This is a genomic window from Heliobacterium chlorum (assembly GCF_014502795.1).
GTDB classification, from domain to species: Bacteria; Bacillota; Desulfitobacteriia; order Heliobacteriales; family Heliobacteriaceae; genus Heliobacterium; species Heliobacterium chlorum.
Genome location: NZ_JACVHF010000037.1, coordinates 1 through 18,882 on the forward strand (window position 1 = coordinate 1; position 18,882 = coordinate 18,882).

General features: G+C 44.0%; 23 protein-coding genes. 19 read left to right on the forward strand and 4 right to left on the reverse strand.

The window, feature by feature from the left end:
- From H1S01_RS18285 to H1S01_RS18315, 7 genes are all read left to right on the forward strand, one after another.
- Window positions 1-987 (forward strand): DNA polymerase A family protein (locus tag H1S01_RS18285; protein ID WP_243237434.1); only part of this gene is annotated, 987 nt, incomplete at its 5' end.
- Window positions 966-1,901, forward strand: a complete 936-nt coding sequence (locus tag H1S01_RS18290; protein WP_188041831.1) for a hypothetical protein — start codon at window positions 966-968, stop codon at window positions 1,899-1,901. The genes H1S01_RS18285 and H1S01_RS18290, both read left to right, overlap by 22 nt.
- Window positions 1,901-2,233, forward strand: a complete 333-nt coding sequence (locus H1S01_RS18295) for a PDDEXK family nuclease (RefSeq protein WP_188041832.1) — start codon at window positions 1,901-1,903, stop codon at window positions 2,231-2,233. Before H1S01_RS18290 ends, H1S01_RS18295 begins: the two co-directional genes overlap by 1 nt.
- Window positions 2,233-2,685, forward strand: a complete 453-nt coding sequence (locus tag H1S01_RS18300; RefSeq protein ID WP_188041833.1) for a 4Fe-4S cluster-binding domain-containing protein — start codon at window positions 2,233-2,235, stop codon at window positions 2,683-2,685. Before H1S01_RS18295 ends, H1S01_RS18300 begins: the two co-directional genes overlap by 1 nt.
- Window positions 2,682-4,592, forward strand: a complete 1,911-nt coding sequence (locus H1S01_RS18305; protein ID WP_188041834.1) for an anaerobic ribonucleoside-triphosphate reductase — start codon at window positions 2,682-2,684, stop codon at window positions 4,590-4,592. The genes H1S01_RS18300 and H1S01_RS18305 overlap by 4 nt, the downstream gene beginning before the upstream one ends.
- 23 nt (window positions 4,593-4,615) lie before the next feature.
- On the forward strand, window positions 4,616-4,837 hold the full coding sequence (locus tag H1S01_RS18310) for a hypothetical protein (RefSeq protein ID WP_188041835.1): 222 nt from the start codon (window positions 4,616-4,618) through the stop codon (window positions 4,835-4,837).
- The gene (locus H1S01_RS18315) at window positions 4,824-5,735 is read left to right on the forward strand and encodes an FAD-dependent thymidylate synthase (RefSeq protein ID WP_188041836.1); all 912 of its coding nucleotides are present in this window, start codon (window positions 4,824-4,826) and stop codon (window positions 5,733-5,735) included. The genes H1S01_RS18310 and H1S01_RS18315 overlap by 14 nt, the downstream gene beginning before the upstream one ends.
- A gap of 1 nt (window position 5,736) precedes the next feature.
- Here H1S01_RS18315 and H1S01_RS18320 read toward each other — a convergent pair whose 3' ends face one another.
- Window positions 5,737-6,243, reverse strand: coding sequence for a hypothetical protein (locus H1S01_RS18320; RefSeq protein WP_188041837.1), 507 nt, complete (start codon window positions 6,241-6,243; stop codon window positions 5,737-5,739).
- An 86-nt stretch (window positions 6,244-6,329) separates the two neighbouring features.
- On the opposite strand from H1S01_RS18320, the gene H1S01_RS18325 reads away from it, so the two are divergent.
- The 5 genes from H1S01_RS18325 to H1S01_RS18345 are packed head-to-tail and all read left to right on the forward strand — an operon-like array spanning window position 6,330 to window position 8,963.
- Window positions 6,330-7,490 (forward strand): DNA-methyltransferase, encoded by a 1,161-nt coding sequence (locus H1S01_RS18325; RefSeq protein WP_188041838.1) that lies wholly within the window; start codon window positions 6,330-6,332, stop codon window positions 7,488-7,490.
- Entirely contained in the window at window positions 7,490-7,705 is a 216-nt protein-coding gene (locus H1S01_RS18330; RefSeq protein WP_188041839.1) for a hypothetical protein, read from the forward strand. The genes H1S01_RS18325 and H1S01_RS18330 overlap by 1 nt, the downstream gene beginning before the upstream one ends.
- Entirely contained in the window at window positions 7,705-8,241 is a 537-nt protein-coding gene (locus H1S01_RS18335; RefSeq protein WP_188041840.1) for an AAA family ATPase, read from the forward strand. The genes H1S01_RS18330 and H1S01_RS18335 overlap by 1 nt, the downstream gene beginning before the upstream one ends.
- 39 nt (window positions 8,242-8,280) lie before the next feature.
- Window positions 8,281-8,595 (forward strand): sigma factor-like helix-turn-helix DNA-binding protein, encoded by a 315-nt coding sequence (locus H1S01_RS18340; RefSeq protein ID WP_243237435.1) that lies wholly within the window; start codon window positions 8,281-8,283, stop codon window positions 8,593-8,595.
- A gap of 2 nt (window positions 8,596-8,597) precedes the next feature.
- Entirely contained in the window at window positions 8,598-8,963 is a 366-nt protein-coding gene (locus tag H1S01_RS18345; RefSeq protein WP_188041841.1) for a hypothetical protein, read from the forward strand.
- Window positions 8,964-8,994: 31 nt separating this feature from the next.
- Here H1S01_RS18345 and H1S01_RS18350 read toward each other — a convergent pair whose 3' ends face one another.
- Window positions 8,995-9,408: a VOC family protein gene (locus H1S01_RS18350; protein WP_188041842.1), complete on the reverse strand. Its 414-nt coding sequence runs from the start codon at window positions 9,406-9,408 to the stop codon at window positions 8,995-8,997.
- Window positions 9,409-9,516: 108 nt separating this feature from the next.
- Here H1S01_RS18350 and H1S01_RS22100 point away from each other — a divergent pair, with 108 nt between their 5' ends.
- The 4 genes from H1S01_RS22100 (at window position 9,517) to H1S01_RS18365 (ending at window position 13,145) form a co-directional block, all read left to right on the forward strand.
- Window positions 9,517-9,648, forward strand: a complete 132-nt coding sequence (locus tag H1S01_RS22100) for a hypothetical protein (protein WP_279287038.1) — start codon at window positions 9,517-9,519, stop codon at window positions 9,646-9,648.
- A 1,168-nt stretch (window positions 9,649-10,816) separates the two neighbouring features.
- The gene (locus H1S01_RS18355) at window positions 10,817-11,527 is read left to right on the forward strand and encodes a hypothetical protein (protein WP_188041843.1); all 711 of its coding nucleotides are present in this window, start codon (window positions 10,817-10,819) and stop codon (window positions 11,525-11,527) included.
- Window positions 11,528-12,466: 939 nt separating this feature from the next.
- Entirely contained in the window at window positions 12,467-12,679 is a 213-nt protein-coding gene (locus H1S01_RS18360) for a hypothetical protein (RefSeq protein ID WP_188041844.1), read from the forward strand.
- Window positions 12,680-12,779: 100 nt separating this feature from the next.
- Complete coding sequence (locus H1S01_RS18365) at window positions 12,780-13,145, forward strand: hypothetical protein (RefSeq protein WP_188041845.1); 366 nt, start codon at window positions 12,780-12,782, stop codon at window positions 13,143-13,145.
- Window positions 13,146-13,195: 50 nt separating this feature from the next.
- Here H1S01_RS18365 and H1S01_RS18370 read toward each other — a convergent pair whose 3' ends face one another.
- Both H1S01_RS18370 and H1S01_RS18375 read right to left on the reverse strand, forming a co-directional pair.
- A complete protein-coding gene (locus H1S01_RS18370; protein WP_188041846.1) occupies window positions 13,196-13,336 on the reverse strand; it encodes a hypothetical protein in 141 nt (46 codons plus the stop codon).
- Between the two features lie 124 nt (window positions 13,337-13,460).
- Window positions 13,461-13,982 (reverse strand): hypothetical protein, encoded by a 522-nt coding sequence (locus H1S01_RS18375; protein ID WP_188041847.1) that lies wholly within the window; start codon window positions 13,980-13,982, stop codon window positions 13,461-13,463.
- 198 nt (window positions 13,983-14,180) lie between these two features.
- Here H1S01_RS18375 and H1S01_RS18380 point away from each other — a divergent pair, with 198 nt between their 5' ends.
- The 3 genes from H1S01_RS18380 (at window position 14,181) to H1S01_RS18390 (ending at window position 18,577) form a co-directional block, all read left to right on the forward strand.
- The gene (locus tag H1S01_RS18380; RefSeq protein ID WP_188041848.1) at window positions 14,181-15,365 is read left to right on the forward strand and encodes a tyrosine-type recombinase/integrase; all 1,185 of its coding nucleotides are present in this window, start codon (window positions 14,181-14,183) and stop codon (window positions 15,363-15,365) included.
- 167 nt (window positions 15,366-15,532) lie between these two features.
- Window positions 15,533-16,792: a toll/interleukin-1 receptor domain-containing protein gene (locus tag H1S01_RS18385; RefSeq protein ID WP_188041849.1), complete on the forward strand. Its 1,260-nt coding sequence runs from the start codon at window positions 15,533-15,535 to the stop codon at window positions 16,790-16,792.
- A 48-nt stretch (window positions 16,793-16,840) separates the two neighbouring features.
- Entirely contained in the window at window positions 16,841-18,577 is a 1,737-nt protein-coding gene (locus tag H1S01_RS18390; RefSeq protein WP_188041850.1) for a toll/interleukin-1 receptor domain-containing protein, read from the forward strand.
- Window positions 18,578-18,882 lie beyond the last annotated feature (305 nt).

Sequence of the window (18,882 nt, forward strand, 5' to 3'; positions counted from 1 at the left end):
TTACCGGAACGGATTAAATCGGATGGCCGGATTCATGGCTCATTTAATCAGGTGGCTACCGTGACTGGCCGGTTCTCCAGCAACGAGCCGAACCTGCAAAACCTGCCGACAAAAGCACGGAAATTGATTATCGCTCCACCCGGCAAACTTCTGATTGGCAGTGACTTCTCACAAATCGAACCTCGGGTACTGGCTCATATCAGTGGAGATCGCCATTTACAGGAGCCATATTTGAACGGTCAGGATTTGTATTCCACGTTGGCTAGTCGGGTATTTAAGAAACCTATCGAAGAGTGCGGCGACGGGTCAAAGTACCGGAAGATGATGAAGGTCGGGCTCTTGGCTTGTATGTATGGAACAAGTATGTTCACGCTCGCAAGTCAGTTAACCATTACAGTCGAAGAGGCCCATGAATTTATCGGTGATTTCTATAAGACCTACCCACAAGTCCATTCCTTCATTAAAGATACTCATGAGTTGGTCAAGGAAAATGAGTATGTGGAGACTCTGTATGGACGAAAACGAAGATTTCCCGCTCATCGCCAGAAAGCGAAGGTCTACGATTCCTTGGCAAAACAAATCTGTGAGATTCTCGGAGTGGAAGAACTGCCCCTGAATGTATGGCGCAACAAAGATATCCCTCATAACCTCAAGCGGAAATTTTATGATGTCAAAGGCGATGTTGAATCGGCCCGACGGCAGAGTGTGAATGCCATCATCCAGGGGACGGCCGCTGATGTGATGAAACGAGCGATGCTGAACTTACAAAAGTATTGCACTACAAGGGGCTGGTCTCTCTGCGGTACGGTTCATGATGAAGCATTGATACTGGTGGATGATTGCGTGACCGAACAAGATGTGCAGGAAATCGAGAGGTGCATGACCGCAGCGGCATCGTTGGCCGTACCGTTAAAAGTCGATACAGAGATCATGCGACGATGGGGTGAAGGGGTAAAGAAAGGGGAGTGGTTTTCATCGGCAGCTTAGTCAATCGGGTTGGAGCCAAGGAACTCCGGCAGGAAGTTTTATCGGATGCTAACGATCGCGGCCTAGAGTTGACCAAGGCTATCCTCAATCACTTCGATGCGATTCATTCCATTCAGGAGCCGAACGATAGCGAGATCGAAAAGTATCTTCTGATGGATGAGTTAGATGGTTTGAATAGCGATACGAGCAAATTAGGGTTCCAAAAAGGAGTCATTACCTTCTCGCCTTCATCGGCTTACAAATGTGAACGGGAACTTTATTTCAAAGTAAAAAAGGTAGAAGCCTCGTTTGTTGACCGCTTTCCCTATCAAAGACGATGGTCCCGCAACGGCTCGGCGGTTCACCGGGCGATGCAGAGAGATTTGCTGTACGCTGAGACCCACCTGGATGCACCGCAGTTTACGGTGGTTCGTACGAAAACGACCAACCGACCGGCATGGGAAAAGAATATCCGGCAGGTCAGGCAGTTTGAACACAACGGCCAGAGATTCCAACTATACGGCATGATGGACGGTGTTCTTCAATATCAACCGGATGGCAACAAGATTGGGTTGGAGTTTAAGACCAAATCCACCACACTTGGAGTTATCGGCGAGTACAAGATGAAGGATGCTCAAGCGGATCACAAAGACCAGTGTGTGGCATATTCGCTGTTATTCGGCCTAGATGAGTTTCTGATTGTTTATGAATCACTCGCCAAAGACAGTTGGACCAAAGGTGCGGAAGCCAAGCCGGACATGCGAGCCTTTTATATGAGGGTAACGGATGAAGATCGCAATCGACTGTTGGATAAATTCGCAGACGTGGCCGGTATGTGCTACACCAATGAACTGCCTCGGGCCATGGTGGAAAAATGTTTCTTCTGCCTCTATAAGCCCCATTGTCATCGGGTAAAGGCACAGGTGGCGGCATAATGGGGCGCACGAATTATCAGCGAGGATATGAGATCGAGCGAAAGATTGTGCATGAGTTGACCCAGAGGGGATTCCTAGTGGTGCGGTCTGCTGGTTCTCATTCCAAAGTGGATGTACTGGGTATCAGTCGCAGACGTATCTTGGCTGTGCAGTCCAAACGAACAAAACGGCTATCTATGGCAGCCTATCGCAAAGAGATCGCTGAGATTCAATCGACCATTAAAGAACACGACATTGATGAAGTGATTGACTTTGAGTTCTGGGTATGGGTGGACAGGCAGGGGTTTCGGAAGTGGAAAGTGACAGCGGATAGCGTATCGGAGGTGGCGTGATGACCACGGTTCGGATTGCTGGCTTCAATGATTTGAACACATCGGACGCTGACGGTATCGCCTTCAGTATCTTCTTCCAAGGATGCCATAGACGGTGTCCAGGCTGCCACAATCCTGAACTGCAGTCTTTTGACGGTGGGGAAGAGATGGAGACTAACGAGATCATCCAGCGAATTAAAGCGAATCATCGATTCTATGACGCGGTGGTCTTTGTCGGTGGAGAGCCGATGGATCAGCCTAATGAGTTGAAGGTATTGTTGGTGGCAGTCAAATCCATCGGGTTGAGCACATGGCTATACACTGGACAAAACATCTTTTCGATTTCCGAGGATATCATCGACCTATGTGACGTCATCATTGCCGGGGAATACCGTCTGGATTTACACACTGGCGGATTCCCGGCCAGTTCCAATCAAATCATTGTGGACCGACGGAAGGAGAAGGTGGCTTGAAGATATCCCTTACTTTTGAACCGGGTTTCGATACGCTCTATCAGAAGTTCGCTAAGGATCCTATTGGACTGAAGATGTTGGTACTGGAGGGAATCAGCCCAAACAAAGTCGATGTTGGACAGATGTCTCACGATTACTTCACCAAGCGACTGGCCGATGCCAGCGTCGATCAGAATGCTAACTCCAATGAAGAATTGTCCGCTAACAACTATCAGGCCGAGGTTACCAAAGGCATCTTGAAGTTGGAAGGGTACTATCTGCTGTGGCGGTACAGCAAGAAACGCTTTGGACTTCACCGGGCCAATAAGCTGACATCGGCCATATGGCGGGGCGAACTATACTTCCACGATAGCTCTGGGCAAGGGATTCAAATTCCGTACTGCTTCGCCTTTTCAACCGCGAACTTGATGGCCGATGGCCGACCCTATGGGCAACTGCGAAGTCTGCCGCCGAAACGGTCAGACAGCTTTATGGCTCAAGTGACCGAAGTCGTGATGGACTTAAGTCAAGAGTTTGCCGGTGCGGTGGCTCCTGGGGACCTGATAGTAAACCTTGCGTGGTATCTGAAACAGGAAAGACGCAATCCGGAAAACGAAGAGGACCGAGATTATATCGTCAACCTTTGGCAGAAGTTTGTTCACGTGGCAAACAACAAGTTCAGGTGCTCAGGTCAAAGCCCCTTTTCTAATGTATCCATCTTTGATCGAGAAAACCTTAAGAAGCTGTTCTCCGAATATCGTTACCCCAATGGCTCGAAAGTCGAAGTGGAATACGTCATGCAAATCCAGAAAATCATCGCTGAGTTCTTTGCTAACGGCGATCCGGCCACCGGCATGCCGTACCGCTTTCCGGTCATGACGGCTAACTTGTGTGTGGATGAGAACCGGCAGCCGCTAGACGAAGACTTCCTCGAATTTATCAGTCGGATTAACGTCAAACTTGGCGTGCTGAATATCTACGCCAATGAGGGCTCCAAGATTGCAATGTGCTGCCGTTATGTAAACGATACCGAACGGATGAGCTACAGGGCCGACAGCTTCGGGAACGGCGGCCTCAATATTGGCTCTCATCGGGTAGTCACCATCAACTTCCCACGGCTGGCGTTGGATGCCCGTGATGAAGAGCACTTCTTCACTCTGTTGGAACGGCGAGCGCAGATGGCTAAAGATTTGCTGTTAGTTCACCGGGAAGAGATTCTGCGCCGACGGGTTGAGAAGGGATTCCTAAAATTCTTTAATCCGCTTGGTTGGTTTTCACTAGACATGCTGTTTTCCACTATCGGGATTCACGGCCAATATGAGATGTGCGAGTTTATGGGAATGCCGATGGAGAGTGAAGAAGGGCAATCGTTCACTGAGAAAGTGCTAAAGAAAACGGAGGAATATGCTGTAGCTTTCGGTCAAGAAACGGGTTACTCCTTCAACACCGAGGAAATCCCTGCGGAGAGCACAGCGGTGACATTGGCGAAAAAGGACCAACTGTTGTATCGGAAGCTACAGCCCTTTGAATTGTACTCAAACCAGTATGTTCCACTAATCGCCGAGATGGGAACCACCGATCGTATTCACTTGACTGGTCGTTTCATGAAGCATGTCAGCGGTGGCGGTATCCTTCATCTCAATGTTCAAGAAAGGATTACCGACCCTCTTATAATGAAGAAACTCATCTTGATTTCCTTAGCAGAGGGAGTTGAACACTTCGCCATCAATTATGGATTCGGGGTTTGCACCAGTGGTCATACATCCATAGTGGGGACCGGTAAGAACTGTCCAATCTGTGGTGAGCCGATTGTTGACTATATGACCAGGGTGATTGGTTATTTCACAAAGGTGTCCTCATGGGGCGATGTTCGGAAGAATTACGAGTATCCGAAGCGGAAATTCAATGAACTACAACAAGCAGGATAAGCGAATTTAGGAGGCAGTTTAAAATGGCTACAGATTTTGCGACTTTGTTTGCTCTGCGAGATGAGTTTTTATTTGCTGAAGAACTTCTTCGAAGCAAGATATTTAATGACAAGCCCGATTCAAATGCTTTGGTAAAGGCGGCTGTGCTGGCATGGGTTGCCGAAAGAATTCAATACGCGATTGACGCTAACCTCGAATCAATTCGGGAAGAAAGAGAGTGGAGCAGAAAAAATGAGTCGGTTTAATATTGATCGCAATCCAATTTGTTGGAATGAGCGTATCCACTTGGAACCGGAACGACTTAACGACATTTGTAACCTAGAGGATTTCATCAACGAAAACTTCGTTAAACAGGGATTCACGCCGATCCAGCACGGACGAGTGATCGTATTACGAGCCACCGACAAAGGCCGAAAATCCAGTGCTTTCGCTTCAGCCCTGTATCTTGGCAAGTATGACGATATGGGGAACACCAACCGCTTCCTCAACGGCATGGTCAAGGCCGGTCATTCCTATGAGCCTATCCGTGGTGAGACCGTTACCTTCCTTTACCTCGGCGTGAGCAAGACGGCCTATGATCACCTTATCACCTACACCATCCGTAACCGCCGAATAGCTGGTGGATTCCGAGTGAATAAACCTTGGGGATTTGTGATTCCCAATGAAGCAAAGGATCCTTGGCTATACCATCGAACGATGGAAGATCAACTAGCACGATGCGAACTGCTTCAAAAAGAGCATCCCGAAGAATCGCTACAAGCCATCCGGTCGCTGTATCCCATGGGCGTAATGATGCCGCCATTTATGTTGGACTTTTCTGAGGAAGCTCTGGTGAAGAACGTATTCAAGCAGCGAATCTGGGAACGGGGTGCTCAAGGCGAAACCCGCGATATCGTCAACTCCATGTTCGAGGCTGTCCGCACTTTGGACCCCGAGAAGTGGGACACATTGAAGGAATACCACGGTCCCCATATCGAGTGCCATAACCGAGCGATGCGGAAGTTAAGGGAACAGCGGCCCACTCTGCGTCAACTGGTTTCAAATAATAACGCCCAGGCCGACGTAATGGACCTGGACGTGTATGAGTTGCTGATGGATACCGTGGGGAAGTTGCCGAAGACGATGTGGGATAAGGCTAGCTAAGTTAGGCATAACCTCCCTGGGCTTCTGGTAACCTCTTGAATTCTTCTTTGTTTTCGATTGTGTTAATTATTTTCTTAAAAAGGCTCCTAAGTTGGACTGCTTTTCTAGATTCTGATAGAGATTCATCTTTCCACAGTATTTTTTTAGTACTATTTCCAAAACGAACATCAAACTCATAAGTTCGGTAAGGCGTAACTTTCATGTTTGATTCGGGAAAAAACTCATCTGGATAGCTCAAGATATCGAGCTTGACCATCTCCTCGTATATATTTTTCATCTCGTCGGTGGTTAACCGTAGATCAGTCGTAACTGGATCAATTATAACTAAGTCTTTGGTAAAAGTTCCTTCCATCGTATTTAATTCATTCTTTTTCGGCCCATAGCCGTACTTTAGTATAAACCCGAAGTTATCCGGCATTGCGACATTTTCAGGCGTTGCTTTTGAGCTAGTACAGCCCGTGAGAATCGCAACTAAAAGAATAAGGGCAATCATGTATACCTTTTTCAAAATAATCCTCCTCTCCCGCATATGAGTAATTCGACGAAATGAGTCCAAGTCTTTCTTTTGAAATGAAAAAATAAGGAGAGGTTAGATTGAACTTAGATTCTATAAGAAGTTCAGTTATCTCAGGAGATTGTATAAATACCCTTAAAGCACTTCGCGATAATTCCGTTGACTCCTGCGTAACAGACCCACCTTACGGTCTTTCCAAAGAGCCAAACATCCAAGAAGTTCTTTCAAAGTGGATGGCCGGTGAGGATTACAGTCACCAGGCCAAAGGATTCATGGGTAAGTCCTGGGACTCATTCGTCCCGGGACCCGCCATCTGGCGAGAGGTTTCCCGCGTCTTGAAACCCGGCGGCCACATTCTCTGCTTCTCGGGAACTCGCACACAAGACCTCATGACCATCGCCCTCCGTATGGCCGGGTTTGAAATCAGAGATGTAATCGAATGGCTGTATACCAGCGGATTTCCGAAAAGCATGGACGTGAGTAAAGCCTTCGATAAGCGAGCGGGGGTGGAGCGTCATATCATCGGCGAGCGAGAAGTACCCGATAAGCGCAATGGCCACGGCAGGGCATACGGCTCGTCGCTGTTTGCTGGAGAACAGACGGGCAAGATCGTTCATTATATCACCGAGCCGTCCACCGAACTAGCTAAGATATGGGACGGATGGGGTACATCGATCAAGCCCGCACATGAGCCGGTAATTATGGCGAGGAAGCCGCTAGAGGGAAACACAATTGAGAACGTAGAGCGTTACGGCACAGGTGCAGTCAACATCCAAGACTGCCGAGTTCCATCAGGCCAATCCAACGAAGGCCGATTCCCTGCTAACTGCGTGACCACCGATAACGATGAGTGGTACAGCCAATTCTTCAACATCACTCCCAAAGAAATCTCAAAGAAGTCCAGTAAGAAAGACCGCAACAGCGACTGGCAAGGCAATGTCATCGACCTCGAAGAACGGCGCACCTATCCCGGCACAGGCCGTGGCGTAATCAATAGCAAGTACACAATGGATGGGCGTGAACGGAAGCCGGTAGAGAGCCGTAACCATCACCCGACCGTAAAACCCGTCGACTTGATGGCATGGCTGATTAAGCTGGTGACTCCACCTGGAGGCATCGTCCTCGACCCATTCGGGGGAAGCGGAAGCACAGCGGTCGCAGCTAGAAAGAACGGATTCGACTTCATCTTAATTGAACGTGAAGAAGACTATGCAGAAGTGGCAAGAGCGAGGGCGTGCTGATGGGGAAAGTGATTGATTTCCGAAAGGCTCTGGCGTTGGCAGAAGGGGAGGCCCGATTGTTCATCAACTTCGTGAACGGCATGGCCAGATTACGAAAGTCTCACAGTTTTTCAGAACTAGATATCGAGTATTATCAACGTTTGACAAAAAGACTTAACCTTCTCAAGCAATGGGAAGCTGTTGAACAACAACATTCTGAAAGGAAGATTGCATAATGAAAATCGCTCTGACAGGGAAAATGCGTTCCGGTAAAGATGCTGTAGCAGATTATTTGGTGAATCATTATGGGTTTAAGAAATTTGCCTTCGGTGATGCCATTCGTAACCTCTGTAAAGAACTGTTCCCAAATGCGGACCAAGACGGCAAACCTCGTGAACTTTATCAAAATGTAGGACAGGCATTGAGAGACGTTGACCCCGACGTCTGGGTGAACTATGTATTACGGCAAATTGAAAGGGAAACAGGCCCAGATGATGATATCGTCATAACAGACCTCCGCCAGTGGAATGAATATTTCTCCTTGCTGGAAGTTAGTTTTGATGTGGTAAAAATCAATTCCTCAGCAACCACACGGATTCAGCGTATGAAGCGACTGGGTGAGCAGATTGATCTGGCTCAGTTTAATCATGAAACCGAAAAGGACGTCGATGAGTTTGACGCTGATTTCAAGATTACTAACGAGGGAACCTTGAAAGAACTGTACTGCCTTATGGACAATGCTCTACTACACATCAAAGAGGAGGCGGCCTAACTGGGAAAAGTTATTGATTTCTCGGCAAAGGAACGGCGATTGGATGATGCCTATCCATTAGATAGCGAACGAGGCATCTACGCTTTGCTCACTCAACTTCACCATGTCCGGGAATCCCGGTTCCTAAGGGGAGATTACGACGCTAGTTTGTTATTGTTGGATTTAGCGCAATCCATTGAAGAAGCAAACTTGACTCACCGCCAGAAGCAAGCGTTAAAGCTGGTATTTATCCACGATTACATTCAAAAGGATGCTGCCCACTGGATGAATATCTCTCAACAAGCTGTTAGTGACCACGTTCGATCGGCTATTCAGCGAATCGCCCATGTCAATGAAGAGAAAGGGGTGGCGTGATGGTGTTCTCGACAGAGGCCAACTATAAAGAATCCTTTGCTAGAGCAGTGGCCCACCTGAGTGCTCAAGACATGCCGGCCCAGTGGCGGATTAAAGCAGTGGATGATCTGATTGAGGTGTATGTAAAACAGGTGGGGGAAGTCCCTGACGGAGATCAGTTGGAACGGCTGACAAATTACATTCTACGAGATTCAAAGAACCAGCCCGATAAGGTCAGCAACACAGAATATCCGGTGTTTAGCGAATGGCAGCAGAAACATCGTTCTCGGCGGGAAGTTCCACTGGAGTATGTCGGTGGTTTACCCGTTGAAGCTAAAAGAGAGGGGATTCGGCTGAAGCATCGACATAAACAAAAGAGGATCGCCTAACGGCGGTCCTCGCTCCTAACACCAAGTAAAATCACTCCGACTTTGGTTCTCCTTTTCCCCATGAGCCGATCTCAATTAAGTTACCTTCTGGATCAGCCACATAAGAGGTTCTCATTCCCCAAGGTTCATTTCTGGGTGATACAACGGGTTGTGCACCAAGACCAACGACTCTCTCGAATTCCTTATCTACATCGGAAAAAAGAGGTAGGTCAATCGCCAGTTCAAAAGTTCCGTTCAATCCGGTAGGGAAGGAAACATCGGTACCCAGGTAACCCGGTAATAACTTTCGCTCATACATCATCACTCGGATTCCTTCATGTTTGAATTCCGCATGGGGACCTTCTTCGTCCCAGTCAATATCTAGGCCAAGTACATCTCGATAAAACGCAACCATTTTTTTGATATTACCAACAAAAATACCGATGGCATCGAACTTAATTCCCATTTACGCCCATCCCCCTTAAGAATTAATCCTACCATTATTTTAACTTTACTCAGTAACGATTACTAGATAAGCTGTACCTGCTTGCAACAAAAGCAGGGAGGATTAGAAATGACAAAGTTTTTTCAAACCTTAATGGGCAGGAAGTTCTACGAACGGGATGTTCCCAAAATCGCTGAATCCCTGGCCACCATCGCCGAGCAGTTGGCCCGGTTGAACCAGAACATCGAGAAACTCAACTAGAACATGAGTAAACCTGAACAGGCAGAATAACGCCAACGCAGTCCCCCGGCAACGGGGGCTGTTTCGCTCTTTGATAATCGAAAAAAGCCCAAACCAAATAAGCGACGGTCGTGAGATTAAAGAACCCTCGCCTGATATGTGGTCGGACGTATCCTCCGGTATTGTCCGGTATTGATAGGCGGATTTGGCTGTTGGTCGTTGGGGCAAACTGCCCCTCAGATTATCGGCTAAAGTCACCTATCGGCTGTTTGGGCAGACTGGCCTCTCTGCAGAATTGGCGAAGTTCACTGTCAACGTATCGGCAAGACTGCCCTGGCCGAGGGTTTCGGTAGGGTGACCGGACTTCGCCGAGTGGGTCTGGACGTAGTGCCTTTCGCAAACCTGCAAGTCGTTCTAAAGACTATATTTACTTAGAATAATTTGCAGGTTACGTTGCCAGCGTATTCCACCAGGTTTCTGGTCATCGTTCAGACCATCCCAGCCGGAAGTCGGAGCCCAACTGTCTGCACCGCATCCTCCATATGATGGTTCAGACTTTGGCCCATTTATCGACCTCCCTCGTTTTGAGAGTAATAGTGGAGATATTCCAGATAGGCAGACCTCCTTCGCTGAAAAACTCAAGTCTGATTCGTCGCTGTCTTTAATTGAAGAAACCTAGCCATCACCCGATAATACCACTCCTTATTACCCGGCCCATCATGCACTGGACCAAGATGAGATTATATGAAGCAGAATGCTTGTCGTTGATTCGACGGTAAAGAATCATTGCGGAATTAGTTTTTTAATTGTTGGTGGAAACGGCTATTCCTCGATAATCATTCCTCCTAGCTGCTGGCCCGTCATGCACTGGGCTTCGATGTGTGATATATGAATCAAATGCGTGTCGTGTTTGATTTCGACAGTGAAAAATCATTTGCGGAATTAAATTTTTAATTTTTTGTTGGGGCCGGTTATTGCTCGATATTCATTCCTCCTTGGTGGGCGGTTGCCGCAGTGACATCATCGCTCTAGTTGGGGAGGAAGTCAACGGAGTTTGTTAAAATTAAGAAGGAATACATCAAAAACTGTCGAAATGATTCGAGGAAATATGCTCTTTTAGATAATAATATTCCAGATTCCAACTCACTTATATTTTCATTATCCAGAGACCTAGATTCAGGAGGGGGCTATGGAACAACCGTTTTTTCAGATATGGGGCCTTATAAGTTATTACAAAAATGACCTAAGTCGTCGCAAGTTAATATTTAACAAAATAAAGGCATTTACCCTTAGGCTTTCAACAGGACTGTTAGTGTTCGTATTATGCTTATTACTAACTTGTTATTCATTAAGTAAGACTTTATACTTTGCTTCATTTATGTTTACTGCATTCGGTCTGATTATTTACGCAATTTCTTTAATTGGATTAAAAGAAAGTATAACAACCGTATTATATGAAGAATATGGTATTTTACCCAATACTTCGGTTAGAGAAAAGGTAATTATTCCATTAATTAAGGATTATCTTAAAAAACGTAAAATGTTAAATCCAGAAAAGCTAAAGTTGATAATAGAAAAGTTACACAAGGAAGCCGAATTAGAAAAACAATCAGCATTTGTTATTCCTGGTTTTACTCTGGGTTTAATTATACCCATATGGACACAATTCTTAGTGTGGGGATTCAAGTATATAGACGATTTTTCATACGCAACAAAGTTTTCGGCTTTGTTTTTTTCGATTGTTTGTTTAATAACTTCGGTTTACATTTTTTTCATAAAGCCATTTGTTGATGAATTCTGGAATCAAGATACTAATAAAATCGTTGAACTCTCAAGAATAGTTGAAGATATACACTTTAATTTAAGGCCCCGAAAATCACGTGATTATAGAAGTAGGTAAGACTCCGTTTGGGTTCTTTTGAAATTGACCATGGTAAAAAGTAATAGTCTGTATATATAGAATTCATTCCTTTTAATATAAACTAAATAAATATTAATTAATTCGGAGTGATAGAAATTATTAATATATTTATTCTAGCATCTTATACACTATATTCAGTGAGCTTATTTAAGTATAAAATAAGTCTAGAAAAAATAATAGATAAACGAGATGATAAAACGCTAATCGGTAATCATTTACCCCAAACTTTGTTGAACGGCCTTTCAAACTTATATGTTTACATAATCTCATATTGGTTTGTATATCTATTCACGTATTATAGTATCACTGTTAATTATCTTCTCGGTTTATTAATAGGTTATTTGTTAGGTTATTTTCTGTTAATTATTTCGACTTCCAGTAGTACTTATAGACTATCAGAAATTAAGCATTTATACGACGGTATAAGTAATAACGATAAATCGGACTTGTTTTATATCAAATATTTTCATTCCGGTGTAGCAGGTATATTCTTTGGTGTTTTTATTAGTTTATCGGTGTATGGTTTATATCTTACTATAATACTGATTATTGTCACATCAATGTTTTTTATTCTTGGAATGGCTGATTTACTACAAGTACGGGGTATAAACGATTCTTCAAATAAGAATTATGTTAAATCCCAAACAAAAAAAATGCTTACAGATATTCCTCTACAAATAATTAAGGCTATATTTAATAAAACCGCAAGAAAAAAAGCTATTACAACCCTCACATATAATATATTAATTATGAAAAATGGGTTCCGTAATTATCTGAAGACTTTTCTATAATTTCAGACTCAATTGAAAGTGTTTGGCTTTATCGCTGCCGAACGCTTTTCCTTTTTTCTGTAAAAAGAAGGAAATAAGCCTCGCCTCATCGAATAATCAATCACCAAATGTTGGAAGAGAGTGATCCTTGCCGATGAAAAGCGAAGCGGATAAACTTCTGAAATTAATTCACAAGAAACGCCACGAAGCATCGAGACTGCTGCTGGCCCGTAGAATAAACCAAGCCATCATGGTATCCCGTGAGGTAGACCGGCTCCGGGAAGAGTATGCCAAGCTGAAGCATTACACCCAATCCAATAGAAGACCGTACAATCGTAAGTTTATTGGTAATATACTTTAGAAAAGGAAAAGCGTGGCCCCTTATCTAAGGCTCACGCTTCAGTCTGTTTATTATTGGGCAAAATAGAGAGCGGTCAGGATACTCGAAAGGGGAAAAGAGTTTGCCCACAGTTGATTCCGACATCGAACGCCTATTTCTCACCGACGTAAAACAAAAGAAAACCACCGCCTCCGGCATCCGTGGCCGTGCATCCCGACTGGGCCGTGTCGGCAGCATGGTGATGCCGTCCGATCGAATGTCGGGTAAGGCTAAACGGGACTACCGGCGTCCAGGGCCGTTGATCACGTACTCCATATTCGAGGATTTAGTACCCTTCGAAGTGTTTGATCGGATGAAGTACGAGCAACATATTCAACTGCTCCCAAAGTGGCGGAAGAAGTACGGCGATGATTATATTTGTCGGGAGTGGGGGCTGTCGAGGTACGGGTGGAAGGTAATTTTGGAGGCGTTGGGATTGGGAATCTGAAAATAAAAAATAATCCGGTCAAATGACCGGATAAGTTACGAGGGTATTATCTATTTCCTAAATACATTTCTTAACAAAGCGAATGCTGCAAAAGCTACAACAGTACCACCAATGCCAGTTAAAGAAAGAACACCGTTTGTACCGAGAACGCTTTTCTTTGTTAAGTGCAAAACCAACTGCTGATTAGTCATAACCTACCTCCTTTCTTAAAAGATGTTTTTTATTTTATTCTACAAACACCTAAGGGAAAGTAAAATCAATATATTAGCTTGTTTGAAGTTTACAAAAGGACGCTAATGGTTTATAATATTATGTTTATTTTGACTTCGCGTTCTCTAACAAACTATCAATAAATTTATTGAAGAGCTCTCTTATCCTAACCAATGTGGTTATTGTGTCTTCGGGCCCTGCGGATCCTCCAAACATATTTATAAGCAATGTTGAACTCAAGGAGTCAATGTATTGTTTTATTTCTTTCATAGTATCCAATGAACTAAAAAACCAACTAATGTCATTTTCGGAATAACTATTGAAAATACATTTGTGCAAAACATCATCATCTAATACATCTATGATTTTATAATAGTCAACTGCGTTTCCGTTTTTACATTGGTATACTTTTTCTAAAAACTTACTATGTGTAGCTAAAATCAAATGATATTTTTCGGAGTTTGGAAACAGCCACCTTTTTCCAAACTTATACTTACTTTCGTTCTTCCCCGTTAAAAACAACCAATCCTTTACTCTTTTTCTTACCTCCGCTTCACTAATGTTCTCGTCTTCACCGTGTTCAATTAGAGATTCCACCAGATCCTTGATGCCAAATCTTTCTTCCATAGATATCCCCCGTCTAAATGCTTTCCATCCATCTAAATACACTTATGCTTATAATAAAAATTAACCAAAAGTTTGAACAGTGGTTTTCTAGGAAATCGTTTAGATTTCTACTTCCCTTCCCGCCCCACTAGAGATAACCTACACCTGCCTCCTAGAAATCAGTCGATCTTGAACATCGAAAGGAGCAGGTGTTTCTTTATGACTTCCCAACGCAACAAACCCGGCCAAGGCAGCGTCTACCAACGCAAAGACGGCTACTTTGTAGCCCAAGTCCATATCGGTCAGGATGACAACGGCAAACCGAAGTATGCACGTAAAACTTTCAAAGCGGAGTCCGACGCTCTTATCTGGAGAGATAAAGCAATCGTGGAGTACAGACTCGGCACTTTCATCATCCCATCCACAATCACCTTAGGAGAATGGATGGATATCTGGCTTGAACAGTATGCTCGCCCAAACGTCCGCCCCAAAACTTATGAATGCTACGAGTACATCACCCGGCTCCATCTAAAGCCCAAACTGGGTAATGTGAAGATTCAATCGCTGCAGACGACCCAACTGCAGAGACTCTTAAATGAAAAAAGGCAATCAGGTCTAGCGACCAGAACTGTCGAACTGATTCTCACCACTGCAAGAACTGCCCTTAAACAGGCCATGCACGATGAACTAATCAACAAGAACGCTGCCGATCACGTCCGAAAGCCCAAACCATCTCCTAAGCAAATCAGCGTATTCACCGTAGATCAAATGAAGGAATTTATGTTCGTGGCAGAAGAAGATCGGCTATGGATTGCCTTCAAACTGCTGCTCGGAACTGGAATGAGGGTGGGCGAACTGTTGGCCCTAAAATGGGGAGATATAAATCTCGAACGTGGCCACATTGACGTGACCAAAGGGACCGTGCTGGTCAAGAACGAACATGGCCCTAACAAGACTCACCAGATAATCCAAGAGCCCAAAACGAAAAACGGCTATCGGAGAATTCCGATAACCGAAGATTTAGTCAGGCAGCTTAAACGCTGGCACTTTCTTCAGTTCTTCGAGAAGAAAAATGCGGAAGGCAAGTACGAGGATAGCGGGCTGGTCGTGACGACAAAGAAGGGTCGGATGGTTACGCAGCGGAATTTGGCCACGAAGTTTCATCGACTGCTGGCCAAAGCGGAAATTCCGAAGACCAATCTGCATTCTCTGAGGCACACCTATGCGACCCGACTGCTTGAAGCTGGGGTTCATCCAAAGGTGGTTCAGGAGTTGCTGGGCCACGGTAGCATCAGAATTACGCTCGATACTTATAGTCACGTCTTGCCTGACGTCAAAAAACAAGCGATTGACAAGATTGAGGGGATGTTGAGTCCGAGGAAGATGGGTAGAGTGTGGGTTTAGATCAGACAATAATTCTTAATCAAAACAGCTCGTTCAGCGTGAGGTTGAGAGACTCACGCTGTTTCTCCTCGATGATAAAAATGCTAGTTTTCTTACGAACGAGAAAGGAGAATTGCTATAATATCCCGAACACTATTTTCCATATATAATCATTGGGGGTGTTTGAAATGGAGCACGAATGGGACGTTTTTATATCGCATGCGAGTGAAGATAAAGAGACAGTTAACGAACTAGCTAAAATGTTAGTAAAAATGGGAATTAAAGTTTGGTTTGATAAGTTTACTTTAAGGTTAGGCGATAGCTTGCGTGATTCTATTGATTATGGATTATCAAAATCAAGATATGGTGTTGTAGTAATAAGTAAAAATTTTTTTGAAAAAGAATGGCCAAAAAAAGAATTAAACGGATTCATAGCAAGAGAAATTTGTGAGAAAAAGGTTGTACTTCCTGTTTGGCATGATATATCACAAGAAGAAGTATTGAATTTTTCTCCTATCTTAGCTGATAAACTAGCTGCTAAAACCTCTGATGGATTAAACGAAGTGGCAAATCAAATAACTTTAGTTGTAAACAATTGGAAGGATACAAATGTAACTGATATAATTTTGGCGCAAGAAGCAAAAGAGACTTCGAAAAATGAATCAAAGAAATATGTCGTATTTCAAAAATATAAAACACAAATCATTTTAGTAATAATTAGTTTTTTGCTTTTATATTACATAATAATTAATATTTCTGGTGTTCAAAATCATCTTGGAGTTATGTATGCTAACGGAATTGGCGTCGTTAAAAACGAAATAAAAGCTGTGGAATGGTATCGAAAAGCTGCAGAACAGGGGAATGCTGAGGCTCAATCTAATCTTGGATTTATGTATGCAAGCGGTAGAGGAGTAGCTAAAGATGATGCTAAAGCAGTGGAATGGTTACTAAAAGCCGCAGAACAAGGTGTCGCTGCAGCGCAATATAACCTTGGGATGATGTATGAAGATGGTATTTCCGTTAGTAAAGACGCTTTTCAAGCTGTAGAGTGGTACCGTAAAGCAGCTCAACAAGGGCACGTACAGGCCTTGTATAGTCTTGGGAGAATGTACGAATCAGGAAAAGGAGTAGCCCAAGACCAAGTCCAAGCGGTGAAGTTATTGAGTAAGGCGGCAGAACGAGGGGATGTTTATGCACAATTTTCCCTTGGAGGACATTATTACAGCGGAAAAGGTATAGATAAAGATAAAGCAAAAGCGTTCGGATGGTATTCTAAGGCAGCGGAACAGGGGTATGTTGGGGCTGAAGTTAGACTTGGAATATTCTATGAAAGTGGAGATGTTGTACAAAAAGATATAGCCAAAGCAGTGGAATGGTATCGTAAGGCGGCGGAACAGGGGGATGGTTATGCTCAAGGGAGATTATTTCAAATCGAAAACGAAAGGTAATAAAACCTGGAACATTGTTTCCTAATTATAGTTTGGGGGGTGTTGTGTTTGGATCATGAATGGGATGTTTTTATCTCGTATGCAAGTGAAGATAAGGAAACTGTTGCAGTACCGTTAGCAAAGTTACTAAAAGAGAAAGGCATCAATGTATGGATTGATAGATTTACTTTAACTTTAGGGGACAGTTTGCGCGAATCCATAGATCATGGACTGTTAAAATCAAAATATGGTGTAATAATTCTCAGCAATAATTTTCTAAAAAAACAATGGACAAAAAAGGAACTAAATGGGCTTATTGCTAAAGAAATATGTAAGAATAAAGTTATACTCCCAGTATGGCATAATATTACGGATAACGAAGTAATCAATTTTTCCCCCATGTTAGCCGACAAATTAGCCATCAACACATCACATGGATTAATAAAGGTCGCAAATCAAATAGCTGAAGTTGTATATAATTCGGAAAATGTTGGCGGAGAGCCTAAAAATCGAACCAATGAACAATACCTCGTGAAAAAAAACAATAAACCAAGTCAGCGTTTAATAGCAATAGCAGTAGTTTTAGTACTTGCAGGACTGATTTATTTTTCTGTTAATTATTATGAAAAATATGATTTACTGCAAGCAACACAACCACCAAAAGTAATTGAGTTTTCAAAAGTAGCACAGACCCAGGAAGTAACAGAATTTCCGCAAGAAACACGACTGCCACCGGTAATTCGGGCGTCCGCAGAACAAGGGAATGCAGAAGCTCAATATAAACTTGGTGAGATATATGAATACGGAAAAAATGTTGATAAAGACGTAGTTACAGCAGTAGTGTGGTATCGAAAAGCTGCATCACAAGGGTTTGCAGAGGCTCAATATAAACTTGGATTGATGTACGAGGAAGGAAAAGGTGTAATAAAAGACAAAGCTACATCGATGGCGTGGTATCTTCTGGCAGAAAAGAGGTACAGTAAAGCGGCACAACTAGGGGATGCTTCAGCGCAATATGGTCTTGGTCAGATGTATTTTTTCGGGCGAGGCTTAACCCTAGATTATAAGGAAGCTTTCGAATGGTATACTAAGTCGGCTAATCAAGGGTATGCAAAGGCTCAATATACATTAGGAACGTTGTATGAATTTGGGGACAAAGCTGTAGTTAGAGATCAGGCGAAAGCAGCAGAGTTGTACCGTATGGCAGCGGAACAAGGAAATGTGGACGCTCAATGTAAGCTTGCATTTATGTATGCAATCGGAAGAGGCGTATCTAAAGATGATGTGAAATCTCTTGAGTGGTATCTAAAGGCGGCGGAACAGAATGATTATAGAGCTCAAGATAGTCTTGGTCATATCTACGAATATGGGTTAGGTGTAACTAAAGACGAGGCGAAAGCGGCTGAATGGTACCGTAAGGCAGCGGAACAGGGAGACGTAGACGATCAATGTATACTTGCATCTATGTATCAAAACGGAAGAGGAGTACCCGTAGACTATGAAAAATCGCTTGAATGGTATCTTAAAGCGGCGGAACAGAATGATAGTAGAGCTCAAGATGGTCTTGGTCATATATATGAATTCGGATTAGGTGTAATTAAAGACAATTTGAAAGCAGTTGAATGGTATCGTAAGGCAGCTGAACAGGAGTACCCTCCGGCGCAATACCATCTTGGATGGATGTACGAAAATGGAATTGGTGTTGATAAAGATGAAACCATAGCAGTGTTTTGGTATCGGGAAGCAGCAAAACGGTTGGACGAAAACGCCTTAAAGGCATTAGAGCGTTTAGGAAAAGGTCTTTAATCTAAATAAGCGCCGGGCTCCCGTAACTGCCACGACGCTTATTTCTTTTGCCGTGTCGGCAATGGGGAGGGAGCGTACCCCCCACTGGGCCTCATTAACCCACCATAACCCTCACCACAAAATTCCTACAAAACGCAAAAAACCGCCGTCAGCACACTGCTTCCGTCGGTTTCCCCTGCGTACCGGGCCATTTCAACCCCATGGCTTCACCGGAGATGCCCCTCCGTAACTACCACCGTAACCACATTTTGGTTCTCTCTTCCACCTGGTGATCCTGCTAACCCGCATATGTAGTGGAGCCGGCG

Bases quoted from the DNA above. Each gene is read 5' to 3' on its own strand.
- H1S01_RS18295 (WP_188041832.1), top strand. From the start codon at position 1,901: ATGGGGCGCACGAATTATCAGCGAGGATATGAGATCGAGCGAAAGATT.
- H1S01_RS18300 (WP_188041833.1), top strand. From the start codon at position 2,233: ATGACCACGGTTCGGATTGCTGGCTTCAATGATTTGAACACATCGGAC.
- H1S01_RS18310 (WP_188041835.1), top strand. From the start codon at position 4,616: ATGGCTACAGATTTTGCGACTTTGTTTGCTCTGCGAGATGAGTTTTTA.
- H1S01_RS18315 (WP_188041836.1), top strand. From the start codon at position 4,824: ATGAGTCGGTTTAATATTGATCGCAATCCAATTTGTTGGAATGAGCGT.
- H1S01_RS18330 (WP_188041839.1), top strand. From the start codon at position 7,490: ATGGGGAAAGTGATTGATTTCCGAAAGGCTCTGGCGTTGGCAGAAGGG.
- H1S01_RS18335 (WP_188041840.1), top strand. From the start codon at position 7,705: ATGAAAATCGCTCTGACAGGGAAAATGCGTTCCGGTAAAGATGCTGTA.
- H1S01_RS18350 (WP_188041842.1), bottom strand. From the start codon at position 9,408: ATGGGAATTAAGTTCGATGCCATCGGTATTTTTGTTGGTAATATCAAA.
- H1S01_RS22100 (WP_279287038.1), top strand. From the start codon at position 9,517: ATGACAAAGTTTTTTCAAACCTTAATGGGCAGGAAGTTCTACGAACGG.
- H1S01_RS18355 (WP_188041843.1), top strand. From the start codon at position 10,817: ATGGAACAACCGTTTTTTCAGATATGGGGCCTTATAAGTTATTACAAA.
- H1S01_RS18370 (WP_188041846.1), bottom strand. From the start codon at position 13,336: ATGACTAATCAGCAGTTGGTTTTGCACTTAACAAAGAAAAGCGTTCTC.
- H1S01_RS18375 (WP_188041847.1), bottom strand. From the start codon at position 13,982: ATGGAAGAAAGATTTGGCATCAAGGATCTGGTGGAATCTCTAATTGAA.
- H1S01_RS18380 (WP_188041848.1), top strand. From the start codon at position 14,181: ATGACTTCCCAACGCAACAAACCCGGCCAAGGCAGCGTCTACCAACGC.
- H1S01_RS18385 (WP_188041849.1), top strand. From the start codon at position 15,533: ATGGAGCACGAATGGGACGTTTTTATATCGCATGCGAGTGAAGATAAA.